This is a genomic window from Streptomyces sp. NBC_00258, from assembly GCF_036182465.1.
Lineage (GTDB): Bacteria > Actinomycetota > Actinomycetes > Streptomycetales > Streptomycetaceae > Streptomyces.
Genome location: NZ_CP108081.1, coordinates 3,642,086 through 3,658,800 on the forward strand (window position 1 = coordinate 3,642,086; position 16,715 = coordinate 3,658,800).

Genomic DNA, 16,715 nt, shown 5'->3' on the forward strand with positions numbered 1-16,715 from the left:
AGGTGAGCTGACCAGTGGGCTTCACTGGTCAGGTGGTTGGGTCATGTCCTCCAGAGGTGAACCGTGAAGCTCCGCTTGTTTGCCGGTGTGTCCGTGCTTCTGATGACCGCCGGGCTGAGTGCCTGCAGCAGTTCCTCCGACGACTCCGACGGCGGTTCCGGCGGGAGCACCGCCATCGACGTCTGGCTGATGCGCGACAGCGTCTCGGCGCGGTTCCAGAAGGACTTCGTCAAGGGCTTCGAGGCCGCTCACCCGGACATCGACGTCAAGGTGCAGATCCAGGAGTGGGACGGGATCGGCGAGAAGGTCACGGCGGCCCTCGCCAGCAGCGACGCACCGGACGTGATCGAGACGGGCAACACCCAGGTCGCCCAGTTCGCGCAGAGCGGTGGCCTGCTCGACCTCAGCGACAAGGCCGACGAACTCGGGGGCAAGGACTGGCTCAAGGGTCTTGCCGAGCCGGGCGCCTACGAGGGCAAGCAGTACGGCATCCCGTACTACGCCGCCAACCGCGTCGTCATCTACCGCACCGACCTCTTCGAGGAGGCGGGCGTCGACGCGGCCGCGATCAAGACCCGCGACCAGTGGATCGCCGCCACGAAGAAGCTCAACTCCGGCGACACACAAGGCATTTATCTGCCCGGGCAGATGTGGTACGCCCTCGCGGGCTTCGTCTGGGACGAGGGCGGCGACCTCGCCACCGAGTCGGGCGGCAAGTGGCAGGGCAACCTCGACACCCCCGAGGCGATCCGCGGCATGGAGTTCTACGAGAAGCTCCAGGCACTCGGCAAGGGCCCCAAGGACTCCGACGAGGACAGCCCTCCGCAGGCGGACGTCATGGCCAAGGGGAAGGTCGCCCAGGTCATCTCGACTCCCGGCGGCGCCAACGTCGTCATCGAGAACAACCCCGCACTGAAGGGCAAGCTCGGCTTCTTCCCGATCCCGGGCAAGACCGCCGGGACACCGGGTGCAGTCTTCACCGGCGGCTCCGACCTCGTCATCCCCACGGCCTCCGCCAAACAGGACGCGGCCTACACGTTCATCAAGGAACTCACCGGCGACGCCTGGCAGAAGAAGCTCGCGGTCGCCATGAGCTACGTCCCGAACAAGACCACCCTCGCCGGCGCGGTCGCCTCGGACCCGGGCGCCTCGGCCATGGCGGTCGGCGCCGCCGAAGGCCATGCCACGCCCAACACACCGGGCTGGGCCGCCGTCGAGGCCAAGAACCCGATCAAGGACTACATGACGGCCGTTCTCACCGGAGGCGACCCCGAGAAGGCAGCCGCCACCGCGTCCGACGCCATCACCACGGCGATGAACTCCGGCTCCTGACCGACAACTCACCGGAACCGCCAACGCACCGGAGGAAGAGTGCCGTGTCGGCCGTCCGAGAGCAGACCGCGTCCCACCCCCCACCGAGCACCTCCCGACCCCGGCGCGACACCGGCTCGGGACGGCGCCGCCCGTCGAAGGACGGCGGCCGCGGGATCTGGCCGTACGTCCTGATCGCGCCCGCCGTCCTCGGCACGCTCTACCTGCTCGTCTATCCCCTGGTCCGTGCCGTGGTGATCTCGCTTCAGGACTTCGGGCTGCGCCAACTCATCCTGGGCGACGCGTGTTTCGTCGGGCTCAAGAACTACGAGACGCTGCTCGGGGACAGCCGCTTCTGGGAGGTCGTGCGCCGCACGTTCCTCTTCATGGCTGTCAACGTCGTACTGATCATGGTGCTGTCCACGCTGGTGGCGCTGATGATCGAGCGACTCGGCCGGTTCGGCCGGATCGCGGTCCTCAGCGCGCTGGTGCTTACCTGGGCGATGCCCGTCATCGCGGCGACCACCGTCTTCCAGTGGCTGTTCCACTCGGAGTTCGGCATCGTCAACGCGGTCCTGACGGACCTGGGGTTCGAGTCCTTCGACCGCTACCCCTGGTTCGCGCACGGACCGGCCGCCTTCGCCATCCTCATCGCCCTCATCGTGTGGCAGTCCGTGCCGTTCGCGGCGATCACCCTCTACTCGGCCCTCACCACCGTCCCCACCGAGCTGTACGAGTCGGCGCGGCTCGACGGGGCGTCGGGGCCGCGGATATTCCGGTCCATCACCTATCCGATCGTCCGGCCGATCTTCATGCTCGTGCTCTCGCTCGAAGTGATCTGGACCTTCAAGGCGTTCGTCCAGATCTGGGTGATGACCAACGGCGGGCCCGGCGACGCGACCACGATCCTGCCCGTGTACGCGGTGCAGACGGCCCTGTCGAGCCAGCGCTACGACCTCGGCTCGGCGGCCTCCATGGTCACCGTCGTGCTGATGTCGGGCGTGCTCGTCCTCTACTTCCGCCAGATGTTCCGCCAGGAGGACGAGCTCTCATGAGCACCACCACCCGGCCCCGCGTCCGTCGACTGCCCCTGAACGCCGCCGCCGTCGTCACGGTCGTGGTCTGTCTGTTCCCGGTCTACTGGATGGTCGCCACCGCGTTCACCCCGACCCGTGACATCCAGTCCGACAACCCCCGGATCCTCCCGGGGAGTTGGACGCTCGACCACTTCCGCACGGCCGTCGGCGCCGATGGCTTCGGCCTGTTCTGGCGCAACAGCATCCTCGTCACGCTGAGCGCCGTCGTGCTCGCCCTCGTCATCGCGCTCGGCGCCGCCTACGCGGTCGCCCGGATGCGGTGGAAGGGGCGCCGGCAGTTCGTTCTCATGGTCTTCATCGCCCAGATGGCGCCCTGGGAGTCGCTGATCATCCCGGTCTACATCATCTCCCGGGACACCGACATGCTCGACCGGCTGCCGACCCTGACCCTCGTCTACTTCATGATGACGCTGCCCTTCACGCTGATCGTCCTGCGCGGCTTCATCGACACGATCCCCCCGGAACTGGAGGAGTCCGCCCAGGTCGACGGCTGCACCCGGCCCGGCGCGTTCCGGCACATCGCGTTCCCCCTCCTTGCACCGGGCCTGATGGCCACCTCGCTGTTCGGCTACATCACCGCCTGGAACGAGTTCACGTACGCCAACTTCCTGATCATCAAGCAGCAGGACAACCGCACCCTGCCCGTGTGGCTGTCCTCGTTCCAGAACGTGTTCGGCACCGACTGGGGCGCCACCATGGCCGCCTCGACCCTCTTCGCCGCCCCGGCACTCGTCGTGTTCCTGGCGCTCCAGCGCCATGTCACCTCGGGCTTCGCCGCCGGCGCGGTCAAGGGCTGACCCCACGCACCCCCGCGACCCGTTCCGGAGGCGACCCGTGCCCGCACCCCGATCCTTACTCACCCTCGTCCCCCGCCCCACGGAGGCCGCGCTCCGGCCGGGACACTTCACGCTCGACGCCGACACCGCGCTGCACATCGGCGCGGGCGCCGAACCGGCCGCGGAGTTGCTGCGCACCCTGCTCGCCCCCGCCACCGGGCTGTCCCTGCGACCGTCCCCGGACGGACGGTTCGCCCTGGCGCTCGACCCCGGCCTCGGCGACCTGGGTGAGGAGGGGTACCGACTCACCGTCGACCCGCACGCCGTGCTGCTGCGCGCCGCACACCTCACCGGTCTGCTGCGCGGGATCCAGACGATCCGTCAACTCCTGCCGCCTCAGGCCCTGTCGGCGGCTCCGGAGCACGGCACGCCGTGGCTGCTGCCGTGCGCCGACGTCACCGATGTCCCGCGGCACACCTGGCGCGGCGCGATGCTGGACGTGGCACGCCACTTCCAGCCCGTCTCCTATCTGCGCCGGTACGTCGACGTGCTGGCCCTGCACAAGATCAACGTGTTCCATCTACATCTCACCGACGACCAGGGCTGGCGCATGCCGGTCGCCGCCCGTCCCAAGCTCACCGAGATCGGCGGCCATCGCGCCGAGTCCCGGACCGGCCCGGCCGGCAGCGGCACGTACGACGGCGTCCCGCACGGTGGGGCGTACACGCGGGCCGAACTCGCCTCTCTGGTGCGGTACGCGGCCGCTCGCGGCGTGACCGTCATGCCGGAGATCGAGATGCCGGGGCACGTACGCGCCGCTCTCGCCGCCTATCCCTCACTGGGCAACCACCCGGACCGCAGCCTCGACGTCTGGACGCGCTGGGGTGTGTGCGACACCGTCCTCGGTGTCCACGACGAGGTCCTCGACTTCTGCCGCACCGTCCTGGAAGAGGTCATGGACGTCTTCCCGTCGCCGTACATCCACCTCGGCGGCGAGGAGTGCCCCACCACCGAGTGGACGCACAGTGCCCCCGCGCGCGAACGGGCGGCGGCGGAAGGGCTGTCGACCCCCGAAGCGCTGCACGGCTGGTTCCTCGGACAGATCGGCGACTTCCTCGTCCGTCGCGGACGCCGCCCGGTCGGCTGGGCCGAGACCGGGGCCGAACTGCCCCTGGACTTCACCGTGATGACCTGGCGCGACCCGTCCCACACCCTGACGGCGGCCCGCCGCGGCCATCCCGTGATCAACGCGTACCACCGGGCCACGTACCTCGACCACGCCCAGTCCGACGACCCGAACGAGCCGCCGGCCCAGCCCGGCACCGTCGTCGATCTGCGCGCGGTCCACGCCCACGACCCCGTCCCCGAGGACGCCGACGCCGAGACGGCCGGGCGGGTGCTCGGCGCCCAGACCCAGCTGTGGACCGAGTTCGTGACCACGCCCGCCCACATCGAGTACCTCACCTACCCGCGGCTGTGCGCCCTCGCCGACCGTGGCTGGAGCGGCGCGACCGACTGGGCCGACTTCCGTGCCCGGCTCGGCGAGCACACCGCCCGGCTCGACGCGCTCGGCATCCGCCGCCACCCCTGACCCTGTCCGTTCCGGGAATCACCCCCACCTTTCTGGAGAGGAACAACGATGAGACTCGCGAAGAAGAGGCTGCGCGCCACCGCTCACACCGCCGTCGCCGTGGCCATGGGCGCCGCCGCGCTCACGGCACTCCCCACCACCGCGAGCGCGGCCGCCGACGGGCTGAGCGTCCAGTACCGTACGAGCGCCACGGGAGCCGGCGCCGACCAGGCCGAACCCTGGTTCAAGGTGACGAACACCGGCACCACCAGCGTGCAGTTGAGCGGCGTCAAGGTCCGCTACTACTTCAAGGCCGACTCGGCGGGCGCGACCTACCGCTTCGCCTGTTCCTGGGCCGTCAAGGGCTGCGCCAACGTCACCGGCACCTTCGGTACGCTCGCCAACCCGACCGCCACGGCCGACCGTTACCTGGAGGTCGGCTTCACCTCCGGTGCCGGTTCGCTCGCCCCGGGCGCCGACACCGGAGACCTGCAACTGCGCTTCCACCAGGCGAACTGGGCGTCCCTGAACCAGAGCGACGACTACTCGTTCGGCGCCTCCCGGACATCGTACGGAGACTGGACCAAGGTCACGGCCCAGTCGGGCGGCACCCTCCTGTGGGGCCAGGCCCCCGCGGGCAACGGGCCGACGGACCCGCCCACCGACCCGCCGACCGATCCTCCGGCGGAGGGCGCCGCGCTGTTCGACGACTTCAACTACAGCGGCCACACCGACCCGAGGATCTCGGCGCACGGCTGGAGCGTGCGCTCCAACTCCGGTGGCCCCGGCGTGCCCGGCGCCACCTGGGCGCCCGAGAACGTCACCTTCGCCACCACGGGCGGCAACTCCATCATGAACCTGGAGACCTCGACCGCCGGCACCGCGGCGAGCACCGAGCAGACCGAGATCCTCACCAGGGCGACGAAGTTCAAGAACGGCACCTACGCGGCCCGGGTCAGGTTCAACGACGCGCCCAAGTACGGCCCGGACGGCGACCGCCTCGTCCAGACGTTCTTCACCATCAACGACCTCAAGGCACCGATGGCGGACGACTACGCCGAGTACGACTTCGAGTACCTGCCCAACGGCGGCTGGGGCGAGCCGGCCAACATCCTCTACACGACGTCCTGGGAGACCTACCAGCCCGACCCGTGGGTGGCGGTCAACCAGCACACCGAAGCCCGTCGGAGCTTCAGCGGCTGGCACGACCTGGTGCTGACCATCGACAACAGCACCATCAAGTACTACATCGACGGACAGCTCTTCGGCACCCATGACTCCGCGTATCTGCCGGAGCGGCCGATGTCGATCAACTTCAACCAGTGGCTGATCGACCTCGCGGGCCAGACCAGCACCACGGCGCGGGCGTACGACCAGCAGGTCGACTACGTCCTGCACGTCAAGGACCAGGTCCTTTCGCCGGCGCAGGTCACCGCCAGGCTGAACGCGTACCGCGGGGCGGGCACCACGTTCGAGGACACCGTCCCCGGCAGTTGAGCGGCCCCGGGCCGGTCACCCTCCGCTGCCGGGCCGACGGCTCGCGGCCGTCCTGACGATGGTCGTGCACCATTCGAGGTCCGCGGCGTCCACGGGCGCCGCGGACACGGTGTCGAGCCACCGCTGCCAGAGGTCCGCCCTGCTCCACGCGGTGAAGCGGCGGTGCGCGGTGGAGTGCGAGATCCCGAACTGCGCCGGGAGTTGCTGCCAGCTGCAGCCCGAGGTGAGGACGTAGACCACGGCGGTGAGGGCCGCGCGTTCGTTCGCGGATCCTGAGGCAAGCAGCGGTTCGGCGGCGGCCCACAGCGCGTCCGGTACGAGATGCCGTGCCAGGACCGGGCTCAGCGTGGCGGAGCGGTGGTCGCGGATCTCCTCGCCGTCCGTCGGTGCGGGCGTCGGCGACGGTTCCCCGGCCGCCGGGCCGCCCTCCTCCTGGAGCCCGGTGGCCGGGTCCGCGGTCTCGTCCGTCGGCCGGTCAGCTCCCTGGTCGGCGGTCTGGGACCGGTAGGTGCGCCACTGGGTCAGCAGGTCGTGGTGGCTGCCCCGGACCCAGCGCATGTAGTCGCGCATGTTGCCCAGTCGGCGTCGGGGCGCCTCCTCCTCCGGGCCGAGCAGTTCGATGGCCCGCTCGGCGAGCTGCTCCTGCCGGTCCAGATAGCGGCGTTCACCGGCCAGGAAGCTGCCCCACACGTCGTCGTCGACGCGGAAGTAGTGGCTGCGTTCCCCCGGCACCGCGTGCCGCCTGATGAAACCGGCCTCGACCAGGCGACGGGTAGCCAGCGAGACGGAACCGGCGCTGACCCGCAGGGCCCGGGCGAGCGCCGCCGACGAGACGTACGGAACATCCGTGATGAGCAGGTAGGCGATGATGCGGCCGTCCATGCGGCTGCTCCCGGCCGCCTCCCAGACCAGGCCGACCTCCTCCACGAAGGACTCCCGGCTCCAGCCGCCGGCACTGTCCTGATGTCCGGGGCCGTCGTGACGTCCGGAACTGTCGTGCGCGGTACTGGCGGGAGCCTCGCCGGGCATTGATTCCTCCTCGTAAACTTTCATCTCATCTTAAAAGTTTCGCAGCTTTGCATTGACATGGCATCTCAGCGACGCCCAGTATCCCGGTACGCGCCCTGGTGAGCACCCGGTCGCCCAGGTCCTTCACCCGGGGCCGGGCCATGGCGCGCCCCTGCTCTCCCATGGAGTCGTCTTGCCCAGATCACCCATGTTCACAGCCCCGGCGAGCCTATCGTCGGCCCTCGTTCTCGCCCTCGTCTGTTCCGGTTGCTCCGGCGGCTCGAACGACAGCGGCGGTTCGGCGGGGACCGGCGGATTCTCGGTCGCCGTCGCCGAGCCCGACCATCTCACCCCGGGCCGAAGCACCGTCGGCTGGGACCAGCTGCGCGCGCTCTTCGCCCCGCTGGTCAAGGTCGACGCCAAGGGCGGGATCAGCTACGTACAGGCGAAGTCGGTGACCTCCACCGACGCCCGGCACTGGACCATCAAGCTCCGCCCCGGCTGGAAGTTCCACAACGGCGAGGCGGTCACCGCCCAGAGCTACGCCGACGCCTGGAACGCCACCGCCTACGCCCCCAACGGCTGGGCCGGCAACGGCCAGCTCGCCGGCATCGAGGGCTACGCGGCGCTGAACCCGGCCAAGGGCAAGCCGAGGACCAGGACCCTCTCGGGCGTGAAGGCCGTCGACGCCACGACCCTGGACGTCACCCTCACCAGCCCGGACAGCCAGTTCCCGCTCCAGCTCACCCCGAGCCAGCTCGGCTTCTACCCCATGCCGAAGGCCGCGTTCAAGGACCCCAAGGGCTACGACAAGAAGCCGATCGGCAACGGTCCGTTCAGGATGACCTCCGCCTGGAAGGCCGACGAGGGCACCACGGTCAGCGCCTACGCGGCGTACCGGGGGCCGAAGCCGAAGTCGTCCGCGATCACCTTCAAGAGCTACGCCGACCTCAACACCGCGTACACCGACGTGCAGGCGGGCAACATCGACCTGGCCTATGTGCCGGTGAGCAAGTACGGCCAGGCCAAGGCCGACTTCGGGGACCGGCTGCACACCTACGACGCTCCGTCGCTGGAGTTCATGGGCCTGCCGCTGCAGGGCAGGAAGTTCGACGACGTCCGGCTGCGCAGGGCGCTGTCCATGGCGATCGACCGGTCCGCGGTCAACAAGGCCATCTACGGCGGCCTCTACACCCCGGCCACCTCCCTCACCCCGTCCTCCGAGGTCGGCGCCGAGACCGGCATCTGCGACGCCTGCGAGTACGACCCGGCCGCGGCGAAGAAACTGCTCAAGGAGGCGGGCGGCTGGTCCGGTGAGCTGACGATCACCTACCCGGGCGGGCTCGGCCTCGACGAGCTCTACAAGGCGGTCGCCAACCAGCTCAGGCAGAACCTGGACATCGCCGACGTCAGGGCCCAACCGACCGCAGACTGGGCCGAGTTCAGCGAGAAGGCGTTCGGCGGGAAGATCACCGGGCTCAACCACTCGCACTGGGGCGCCCTCTACCCGAGCATGCAGGCGACCCTGCGCGGCATCTTCACCGAGGCCGGCGGCTGCCAGGTGTGCAGCCACTACAGCGACGGCGACGTCGACAAGCTGCTCCAGCGGGCCGACAGCGCGCCCGACACGGCCTCGGCCGCGAAGCTCTACAACGAAGCGCAGAGGCGCATCCTCCAGGACTTCCCGGTGATCCCGCTCTTCTACGGCAGCTACATCTACGCCAGCACCCCCAGGGTGACCGGGGTGACCGTGGGCCCGGCCGACGTCGAGCTCAGCCGGATATCCGTCGTCGGCTGACCGTCCCGCACCGTGCACGTACGCGTCCGCCGGCACCCGCGCCCCCGTACCCCCGACACCCCGGAGATCCGCACCAGCATGACCGCCGCGACATCCGAGCAGTCCGCCCCCGCCATGCCGCCCCCCGGGAACTGGGTACGGCACGCGGCGACCGTCCCCGAGACCCACGCCTACCCGGCCGTGGACGAACTCCTCGCCTCCTTCAGGCAGTTGGCCGCAGCTCATCCCGGCCTGGTGACCGAGAGCCGGATCGGCACCTCCACCCTGGGCGAACCCCTGTACTGCTTCACGGTGGGCGAAGGACCCGCGAGCCTCACGACGGACGGGGACGGCGGATACGTCGTCGTCGGCGGGGTGCACCCCAACGAGCCGGTCGGCGCGGTCACCGCCCTGCACCTGGCCACCGCCCTGTGCGAAGGCCCGGAGCTGCGCGGGCACTTCGGCGGGGCCTGGCACATCGTGCCCTGCATCGACCCGGACGGGGCCCGCCTCAACGAGGGCTGGTTCGCCACCCCGACCGACAAGCGCAACTACGGACGCCACTTCTACCGGCCCGCCGGCAACGAACAGGTCGAGTGGACCTTCCCGTTCGCCTACAAGAAGGCGTGGTTCGACCGCGTACTGCCCGAAACCCTGGCGCTGATGCGGTTGTTGGACGCCACCCGGCCACGCTTTCTCACCACCCTGCACAACTGCGAGGCGGGCGGCGTCTATTACTACATGAACCGTCCGGCTCCGGAGCTGTACGGCGTCCTGACCGAGATCCCGGCCTCCCTCGGCATGCCGCTGGCGACCGGCGAACCCGAGGCCGCCCACGCCCCGGTCTACTCCCCCGCCGTCTACGGCTGCATCGACATGAAGGACGCGTACGACTATCTCGAAGGGCTCGGCGTCGACGCCGCCGCCAAGATCGCGGGCTCGTCGAGCGCCGCGTACGCCGAGCGCTACGGCACCTTCTACTTCGTCACCGAGGTCCCGCACTGGAGCCATCCGGACGCCGACGACAACACGCCGACCGAGCAGCGCCACGCCGACGTGGTCCGGGGCCGGGCGCGGGCGCTGGGCGAGGCCGGGACCTTCCTCGGCGGCATCCTCGACGCGGCGAACCCGCACCTGACCATCCGGTCCCCGTTCCTGCGGGCGGTCCGCGACTTCGTACCGTCGCTGGCCGAACTCGCGACGATGGAGTCGGCCCGCGCCGACGAACTGCCCGACCGGGCCGCCACGGTGTCCGAACGCTTCGACTGCGAAGCCGGTGTGCACAGTCTCCGCGTCCGCTTCGGGGGCATGCTGCTGCGCGCCCTGAACGCGGAGGTGGTCGCGGGCACCGCCACTCCCGAAGTACGACGCTGCCACGGGGAGTTGCTGGAGACGTACGAGACGTGGGAGCGCGAGGCCGGCCCGGTCACGGGCGACCCGATCGCGATCTCCACGCTGGCCGGGATCCAGTACGGGGCGCTGCTGGCCGCCGCGGACCACGCCCGCGCCCGTGACATCTCGGGGGACCCCGGATGACGTACCTCATACGCCGCCTGCTGGAGGCGCTGCTCGTCTTCTTCGGTATCAGCCTGGTCATCTACGCGATGACGTACGTCCTGCCGGGCGACCCCATCGCCGCGCTCGCCGGCGACCGGCCGCTCGCCCCGAGCGTGGCGCGGGCCCTGCGCGAGCAGCACCATCTCGACGATCCGTTGCTGGTCCAGTACGGCCACTACCTGGCCGGGCTCTTCCACGGCGATCTCGGGACCGACTTCAGCGGGCGCCCGGTCGCCGAGCAGATGGCCGACCGCTGGCCGGTCACCCTGAAGCTGGCGCTGACCGCCTGGGGCATCGAGGCGGTCGTCGGCATCGGGCTCGGGGTGATCGCCGCGCTGCGCCAGGGAACGTGGACGGACCGTACGGTGCTCGCGTTCACGATCGGCGCCACCTCCGTGCCGGTGTTCGTGCTCGCGTACACGGCGCAGGTCGTCCTCGGTGTGCAGTTGGGATGGTTCCCGGTCGCCGGGACCACCGACGGCTGGCCGACGAGCTATCTGCTGCCCGCGCTGTGCGTCGCGGCCTTCGGACTGGCGTCGGTGTCCCGGCTGGTCAGGGCCGAGGTGATCGAGAACCTGCGCGCCGACTACGTACGCACCGCCGTCGCCAAGGGCCTCACCCGGCGCCGGGTGGTCGGCGTCCACGTGCTGCGCAACTCCCTCATCCCGGCCGTCACCTACCTCGCCATCGACCTCGGATACCTGCTCGGCGGCACCGTGATCATCGAGGGCGTCTTCAACCTCCCCGGCATCGGCCAGCTGCTCTTCCAGGCCGTCCGCGCCCACGCCGGACCGACGGTGGTGGGGGTGTCGACCGCTCTCATCCTGATCTTCCTGGCCGCGAGCGTCCTGGTCGACCTCCTCAACAGCCTCCTGGACCCGAGGATCCGCCATGACTGACGCCGCTCTCTCCCCTGAAAAGCTTGGGACACACGGGACTTCGCCCGAGGCTTCGTTCGGGGCCCCGGGCGGGACCTGGCACGAGCTGCGCCACAGGCCGGTGTTCCTCCTCACCGGCGGCTGCGCCCTTCTGCTCCTCCTGCTCGCCGCCGCGCCGGGGCTCTTCGCGGGCTGGTTCGGCCACGGCGACCCGACCGTCTGCGACCTCGGCCACAGCGCCGGGGGCCCGGCCCCCGGACACCCCTTCGGATACGACGTCCAGGGCTGCGACCTGTACGCCAACGTCATCCACGGAGCGGGCGCCTCGCTCGGCGTCGGCCTGCTCGCCACCGGCCTCGGGCTCGCCGTCGCACTGGTCCTCGGCTGCCTCGCAGGGATGGCCGGGCGGATCGTCGACAGCGTGATCGCCAGGATCACCGACGTCTTCCTCGGCTTCCCGTTCCTGCTCGGCGCGATCGTCGTCCTCAACAGCTTCACCACCCGGGACGTGCCGACCGTGGCCGGAGTGCTGGCGCTCTTCGGCTGGCCGACCATGACCCGGGTGGTACGGGCGTCGGTACGATCGGTGCGCGAGGCCGACTACGTGGTGATGGCCCGCAGCCTCGGCGCGAGCCAGTGGCACATCGTGCGCAGACACGTCCTGCCGAACGCCCTCACCCCGGTCCTCGTCCTCGCCACCATCACGGTCGGCGGAGTGATCGTCGCCGAAGCCGCGCTGACGTTCCTCGGTGTCGGGCTCCAACCCCCCTCGATCTCCTGGGGACTTCAGCTCGCGGGAGCCCAGAACTCCTTCCGGACCCACCCGCACCTGCTGGTCTTCCCCGGGCTTTTCCTGTCCTTCACCGTCTTCGTGCTCATCACCTTCGGCGACACCGTGCGTGACGCCCTGGATCCGAGAGGCCGGTGACTCCCCCATGGACGACACGACCAGCCACACGACCGTGAAAGCCCCGCTGAACGCGCCACTGTTGGACGTCCAGGACCTCACCGTCGACGTGCTGTCCCGGTCCGGCGCCGCCCAACGGGTCGTCCACGGAGTCTCGTTCACCCTCCACGAGGAGGAGACCCTCGCGCTCATCGGCGAGTCCGGCTCCGGCAAGAGCATCTCCGCGATGGCCGTCATGGGCCTGCTCCCCGCCACCACGGCCCGGGTCGGCGGCACCGCCCGCCACCGGGGCACGGACCTGCTGACGCTGGCCCCGGACCTGCTCCGTGCCCTGCGCGGCAAGCGCATCGCGATGGTCTTCCAGGACTCCCTTTCCGCCCTCAACCCCACCCTCACCGTGGGCTTCCAGATCGCCGAGACGATACGGGCCCACGAGGGCGTCGGCCGCCGCGAGGCCCGCGCCAGGGCCGTCGAGCTGATGGCCCGGGTCCGCATCCCCGACCCGGCCCACCGCTACCGCGACCACCCGCACCAGTTCTCCGGCGGCATGCGGCAACGGATCATGATCGCGATGGCGGTGGCGCTCGGCCCCGACGTCCTCATCGCCGACGAACCCACCACCGCCCTGGACGTCACCGTGCAGGCACAGATCATGGAACTGCTCGCCGAACTCCGCGAGGAGACCGGCTCCGCCCTGCTGCTCATCACCCACGACTTGGGACTCGCCGCGGGCACCGCCGACCGGGTCGCGATCATGTACGCCGGACGCATCCTGGAACAGGCCCCGGTCCAGGAGTTGTACGACCGGCCGGCGCACCCCTACACGCGCGGGCTGCTCGCCGCCGTGCCCCGCCTCGACGGGGACACCGACGACCTCACCCCGATCCCGGGCAGCCCGCCGGGACCCGGCCTGCTGCCCTCCGGCTGCGCCTTCCACCCCCGCTGCCCCAACGCCGGTGAACGCTGCGCGACACAGGAGCCGATGCTGCTCCCGGCCCCGCCCGCACGTCTCGTCGCCTGCCACTACCCGCTGGAGGTCTCAGGTGCCCGATGACGTCCCGACCGGTGCCCCGCTGCTCGAGGCCCGCGGCCTGGTCAAGCACTACCGGTCCGGCGGGCTGCCCCTGGGCGGCGGGCGCCGGGCCACGGTCAAGGCCGTCGACGGCGTCGACCTGACCCTGCGGCGGGGCTCCACCCTCGGTCTGGTGGGCGAGTCCGGATGCGGCAAGTCGACCCTCACCCGCCTGCTGATGGCCCTGGACCGGCCCACCTCCGGCACCGTGCTCGTCGAGGGCCGTGATCTCCTCACTCTGCCGTCGGCCGAGCTGCGGCGCCGCAGGCGCGACATCCAGCTGGTCATGCAGGACCCGTACACCTCCCTCGATCCCCGGATGACGGCGCTGGAGATCGTCCGTGAGCCGCTCGACATCCACCGCGACCTGATGCCGAAGAAGGAACGCGCGTCCTGGGCACACGAGTTGCTGCACATGGTCGGGCTCGACCCCGGGCACGCGCACCGCCACCCCCACCAGTTCTCCGGCGGACAGCGCCAGCGCCTCGGCATCGCACGGGCACTCGCGCTCCGCCCGAAGATCCTGGTCTGCGACGAGCCGGTGTCGGCGCTCGACGTGTCCGTGCAGGCGCAGGTCATCAACCTGTTCAAGGAACTGCAGCGGGAGTTCGGGCTCAGTTACTTGTTCATCGCGCACGATCTGGCCGTGGTCCGGCACGTCGCCGACGAGGTCGCCGTCATGTATCTGGGGCGGATCATCGAGCACGGCGACCGCGACACCGTCTACTCCCGCCCCGCGCATCCGTACACCCGGGCGCTGCTCTCGGCCGTCCCCGATCCGGACCCGCGGAGCCGGGGCGCCACCGGCCGCATCGTGCTGCAGGGCGACCCTCCCAGCCCGACCCGGCCACCCGCCGGGTGCGCCTTCCACACGCGCTGTTGGAAGAGCCAGGACCTCTGCGGCGCGGAGCGGCCGGTGCCGACCGCGCCGGCAGCCGACGGGCGGCGGCAGGTCGCCTGCCACTTCCCCGAGAACTGACGGCCCCACAACCCACGGCTCGGAACTGACAGGACGGAACAGCGCACATGCTGGAGCAGGAGGTCTTCCGGGTCGACGACCCCGGGTGGATCCGTGGTCTCGCACGGGCCCACCCGTGGGCGACCCTGATCAGTCACACCGCCCACCGCGGACTGGTCGTCTCCCATCTGCCGGTGCTGGTGGACGACTCGCGACAGGACTCCGGGGACGCCGGCTGCACGCTGCTCGGCCACCTCGCCGGGACCGACGCCAGGAAGCACGAACTCGGCTCCCACGAGGTCGTCGTCGTGCTCCAGGGACCGCACGGCTACATCTCGCCGAGCTGGTACGGGGAGACACCTCACGTCCCGACCTGGAACTTCACGGTCCTGCATGTCCACGGCCACCCCGAGGTCCTCGACCCGGCAGGCACCTACGACGTACTGTCCGCCACCGTCGACCACTTCGAGGACCGCTTTCCCGAGCCATGGCGGCTGGCCCGGGTGGAGAGTTACGCCCACCGGATCGCCGCCGCCGTCACCGGATTCCGGCTGCCCGCCACGAAGGTGACGGCCAAGGCGAAGCTCAGCCAGGACGAGCGCGAGGAGACCGTCCTCCGTCTTGCCGACGCCCTCGAATCCGGCCGGCCGCACGCCGGCCCCGAACTCGCCCGCGCCATGCGCGACATCCGGAGGAAGCCGTGAGCAACACGAACACCGTGACCGGCCCGAACACCGCAGCGCCCGGCACCCCCTCGGCCACCGCCGAGCCGCTCACCCTGCGCCGCGTCCGCCTCGGCGCGGGCGGACCGCTGAGCGATGTCCGTATCGAGTCAGGCCTCGTCAAGGCCGTCTTCCCCGCGGGTGAATCACCGCGGGCCGACGGCCAGAGCCTCGACCTCGACGGCCGTACGCTGCTGCCGGGGCTGTGGGACTCGCACGTACACATGGTCCAGTGGGCGGGCCTGCGCCGACGGCTCGACGTGTCCGGCGCCCGTTCGGCGCGGGAGGCCGCGGACGCGGCAGGCCGACAGGCCGCCGCCCTCCCGGCCGGTGAGCCGATGATCGGCCACGGCTTCCGCGACGGACTGTGGCCGGACGCGCCCCACAAGGACCTGCTCGACGCCCTCGTCCCGGACCGCCCCACCCTGCTGATCAGCATGGATCTGCACTCCGCCTGGCTCAACTCGGCCGGACTCGCCCTGGTCGGGCGCGGAGACCACCCCACCGGACTGCTGCGCGAGGACGAGTGCATCCAGGCCATGGCCCAACTCCCCACCGCTTCGGTGGAGTTGACGGACCAATGGGTGCAGGAGGCCTGCGTCGCCGCCGCCGCGCGCGGGATCACCGGCATCGTCGACTTCGAGTACGCCGACAACATCGCCGACTGGACCCGCCGGATGAACGGCGCCGCGGTGCCGCTCCGCGTGGCGGCCTCCATCTGGTCCCCTCAGCTCGATGCGGCGATCAGCCGCGGGCTCCGCACCGGCCAGACCCTGGACACCCCCGGCGGGCTGCTGGAGGTCGGGCCGTTCAAGCTGCTGACCGACGGTTCGCTCAACACCCGCACCGCGCTGTGCCACGAGGCGTACCCGGGCGCCGTCCCCGGCGAGCCCGGCTCCCACGGACTGGAGCAGCTGCCCCCGGAGGAACTGGTGTCCCTGCTGCGCCGCGCCTCCTCCCACGGGATCGAACCCGCGATCCACGCGATCGGGGACCGCGCCAACGAGATGACGCTCGACGCCTTCGAGGAGGTGCGCTGCCACGGCCGGATCGAGCACGGCCAGCTGCTCGCCGCCAAGGACATCCCGCGCTTCGCCGAGCTGGGCGTCACCGTGAGCATCCAGCCCACCCACGCGGTGGACGACCGGGACGTCGCCGACCGGCACTGGGCGGGCCGGACCCACCGGGCCTACGCCTTCGCCGACCTGCTCGCCGCCGGGGCCGTCCTGGCGCTGGGTTCCGACGCCCCCGTCGCCACGCTCGACCCCTGGCTGACCATGGCGTCCGCCGTGACGCGCACCGGCGACGAGCGCCCGCCGTGGCACCCGGAGCAGCGGATACCGGTGGCGGACGCCCTCGCCGGCTCGTCCCGGGGGAGGCGGCTGATCCGGGTCGGCGACCGGGCCGACCTGGTGGTGACCGACGCCGACCCGCTCACCGCGGACACCCGGACCCTGCGTGAGATGCCCGTGCACGCCACGCTGCTGGCCGGTGCCTGGACCCACGGCCCGTCGTCGTGACCTGTTCCCGCACGACGGTGTGCGCGGTCCCGGACGTCGATGCCGGCCCGACGATGACCATCTTG

At 70.8% G+C, this 16,715-nt stretch carries 14 protein-coding genes; 13 read left to right on the plus strand and 1 reads right to left on the minus strand.

Annotation, left to right across the window (positions count from 1 at the left end):
- Positions 1 to 63 precede the first annotated feature (63 nt).
- From OG718_RS16265 to OG718_RS16285, 5 genes are read left to right on the plus strand one after another with little or no spacing between them, the layout of a single operon-like run.
- On the plus strand, positions 64 to 1,332 hold the full coding sequence (locus OG718_RS16265) for an extracellular solute-binding protein (protein ID WP_328844465.1): 1,269 nt from the start codon (positions 64 to 66) through the stop codon (positions 1,330 to 1,332).
- Between the two features lie 44 nt (positions 1,333 to 1,376).
- A complete protein-coding gene (locus OG718_RS16270) occupies positions 1,377 to 2,366 on the plus strand; it encodes a carbohydrate ABC transporter permease (RefSeq protein WP_328844466.1) in 990 nt (329 codons plus the stop codon).
- Positions 2,363 to 3,205: a carbohydrate ABC transporter permease gene (locus OG718_RS16275; RefSeq protein WP_143638458.1), complete on the plus strand. Its 843-nt coding sequence runs from the start codon at positions 2,363 to 2,365 to the stop codon at positions 3,203 to 3,205. The genes OG718_RS16270 and OG718_RS16275 overlap by 4 nt, the downstream gene beginning before the upstream one ends.
- Positions 3,206 to 3,242: 37 nt before the next feature.
- Entirely contained in the window at positions 3,243 to 4,775 is a 1,533-nt protein-coding gene (locus tag OG718_RS16280) for a beta-N-acetylhexosaminidase (protein WP_328844467.1), read from the plus strand.
- Positions 4,776 to 4,823: 48 nt separating this feature from the next.
- The gene (locus OG718_RS16285; RefSeq protein WP_143638454.1) at positions 4,824 to 6,251 is read left to right on the plus strand and encodes a cellulose binding domain-containing protein; all 1,428 of its coding nucleotides are present in this window, start codon (positions 4,824 to 4,826) and stop codon (positions 6,249 to 6,251) included.
- 15 nt (positions 6,252 to 6,266) lie between these two features.
- Here OG718_RS16285 and OG718_RS16290 read toward each other — a convergent pair whose 3' ends face one another.
- The gene (locus tag OG718_RS16290) at positions 6,267 to 7,280 is read right to left on the minus strand and encodes a transposase (RefSeq protein WP_328844468.1); all 1,014 of its coding nucleotides are present in this window, start codon (positions 7,278 to 7,280) and stop codon (positions 6,267 to 6,269) included.
- A 172-nt stretch (positions 7,281 to 7,452) separates the two neighbouring features.
- On the opposite strand from OG718_RS16290, the gene OG718_RS16295 reads away from it, so the two are divergent.
- From OG718_RS16295 to OG718_RS16330, 8 genes are read left to right on the plus strand one after another with little or no spacing between them, the layout of a single operon-like run.
- On the plus strand, positions 7,453 to 9,057 hold the full coding sequence (locus OG718_RS16295) for a peptide ABC transporter substrate-binding protein (protein ID WP_328844469.1): 1,605 nt from the start codon (positions 7,453 to 7,455) through the stop codon (positions 9,055 to 9,057).
- A 12-nt stretch (positions 9,058 to 9,069) separates the two neighbouring features.
- Positions 9,070 to 10,572: a M14 family zinc carboxypeptidase gene (locus OG718_RS16300; protein ID WP_328844470.1), complete on the plus strand. Its 1,503-nt coding sequence runs from the start codon at positions 9,070 to 9,072 to the stop codon at positions 10,570 to 10,572.
- Positions 10,569 to 11,492 carry an ABC transporter permease gene (locus OG718_RS16305; RefSeq protein WP_328844471.1) on the plus strand — a complete coding sequence of 308 codons (924 nt, stop codon included), beginning with the start codon at positions 10,569 to 10,571 and terminating at the stop codon, positions 11,490 to 11,492. Before OG718_RS16300 ends, OG718_RS16305 begins: the two co-directional genes overlap by 4 nt.
- On the plus strand, positions 11,485 to 12,399 hold the full coding sequence (locus OG718_RS16310; protein WP_143638448.1) for an ABC transporter permease: 915 nt from the start codon (positions 11,485 to 11,487) through the stop codon (positions 12,397 to 12,399). Before OG718_RS16305 ends, OG718_RS16310 begins: the two co-directional genes overlap by 8 nt.
- Positions 12,400 to 12,406: 7 nt before the next feature.
- On the plus strand, positions 12,407 to 13,432 hold the full coding sequence (locus OG718_RS16315; protein ID WP_328844472.1) for an ABC transporter ATP-binding protein: 1,026 nt from the start codon (positions 12,407 to 12,409) through the stop codon (positions 13,430 to 13,432).
- Positions 13,422 to 14,429, plus strand: coding sequence for an ABC transporter ATP-binding protein (locus OG718_RS16320; RefSeq protein ID WP_328844473.1), 1,008 nt, complete (start codon positions 13,422 to 13,424; stop codon positions 14,427 to 14,429). The genes OG718_RS16315 and OG718_RS16320 overlap by 11 nt, the downstream gene beginning before the upstream one ends.
- Before the next feature lie 47 nt (positions 14,430 to 14,476).
- A complete protein-coding gene (locus OG718_RS16325) occupies positions 14,477 to 15,112 on the plus strand; it encodes an FMN-binding negative transcriptional regulator (RefSeq protein ID WP_143638444.1) in 636 nt (211 codons plus the stop codon).
- Positions 15,109 to 16,650 (plus strand): amidohydrolase family protein, encoded by a 1,542-nt coding sequence (locus OG718_RS16330; protein WP_443055087.1) that lies wholly within the window; start codon positions 15,109 to 15,111, stop codon positions 16,648 to 16,650. The genes OG718_RS16325 and OG718_RS16330 overlap by 4 nt, the downstream gene beginning before the upstream one ends.
- Positions 16,651 to 16,715: the final 65 nt, after the last annotated feature.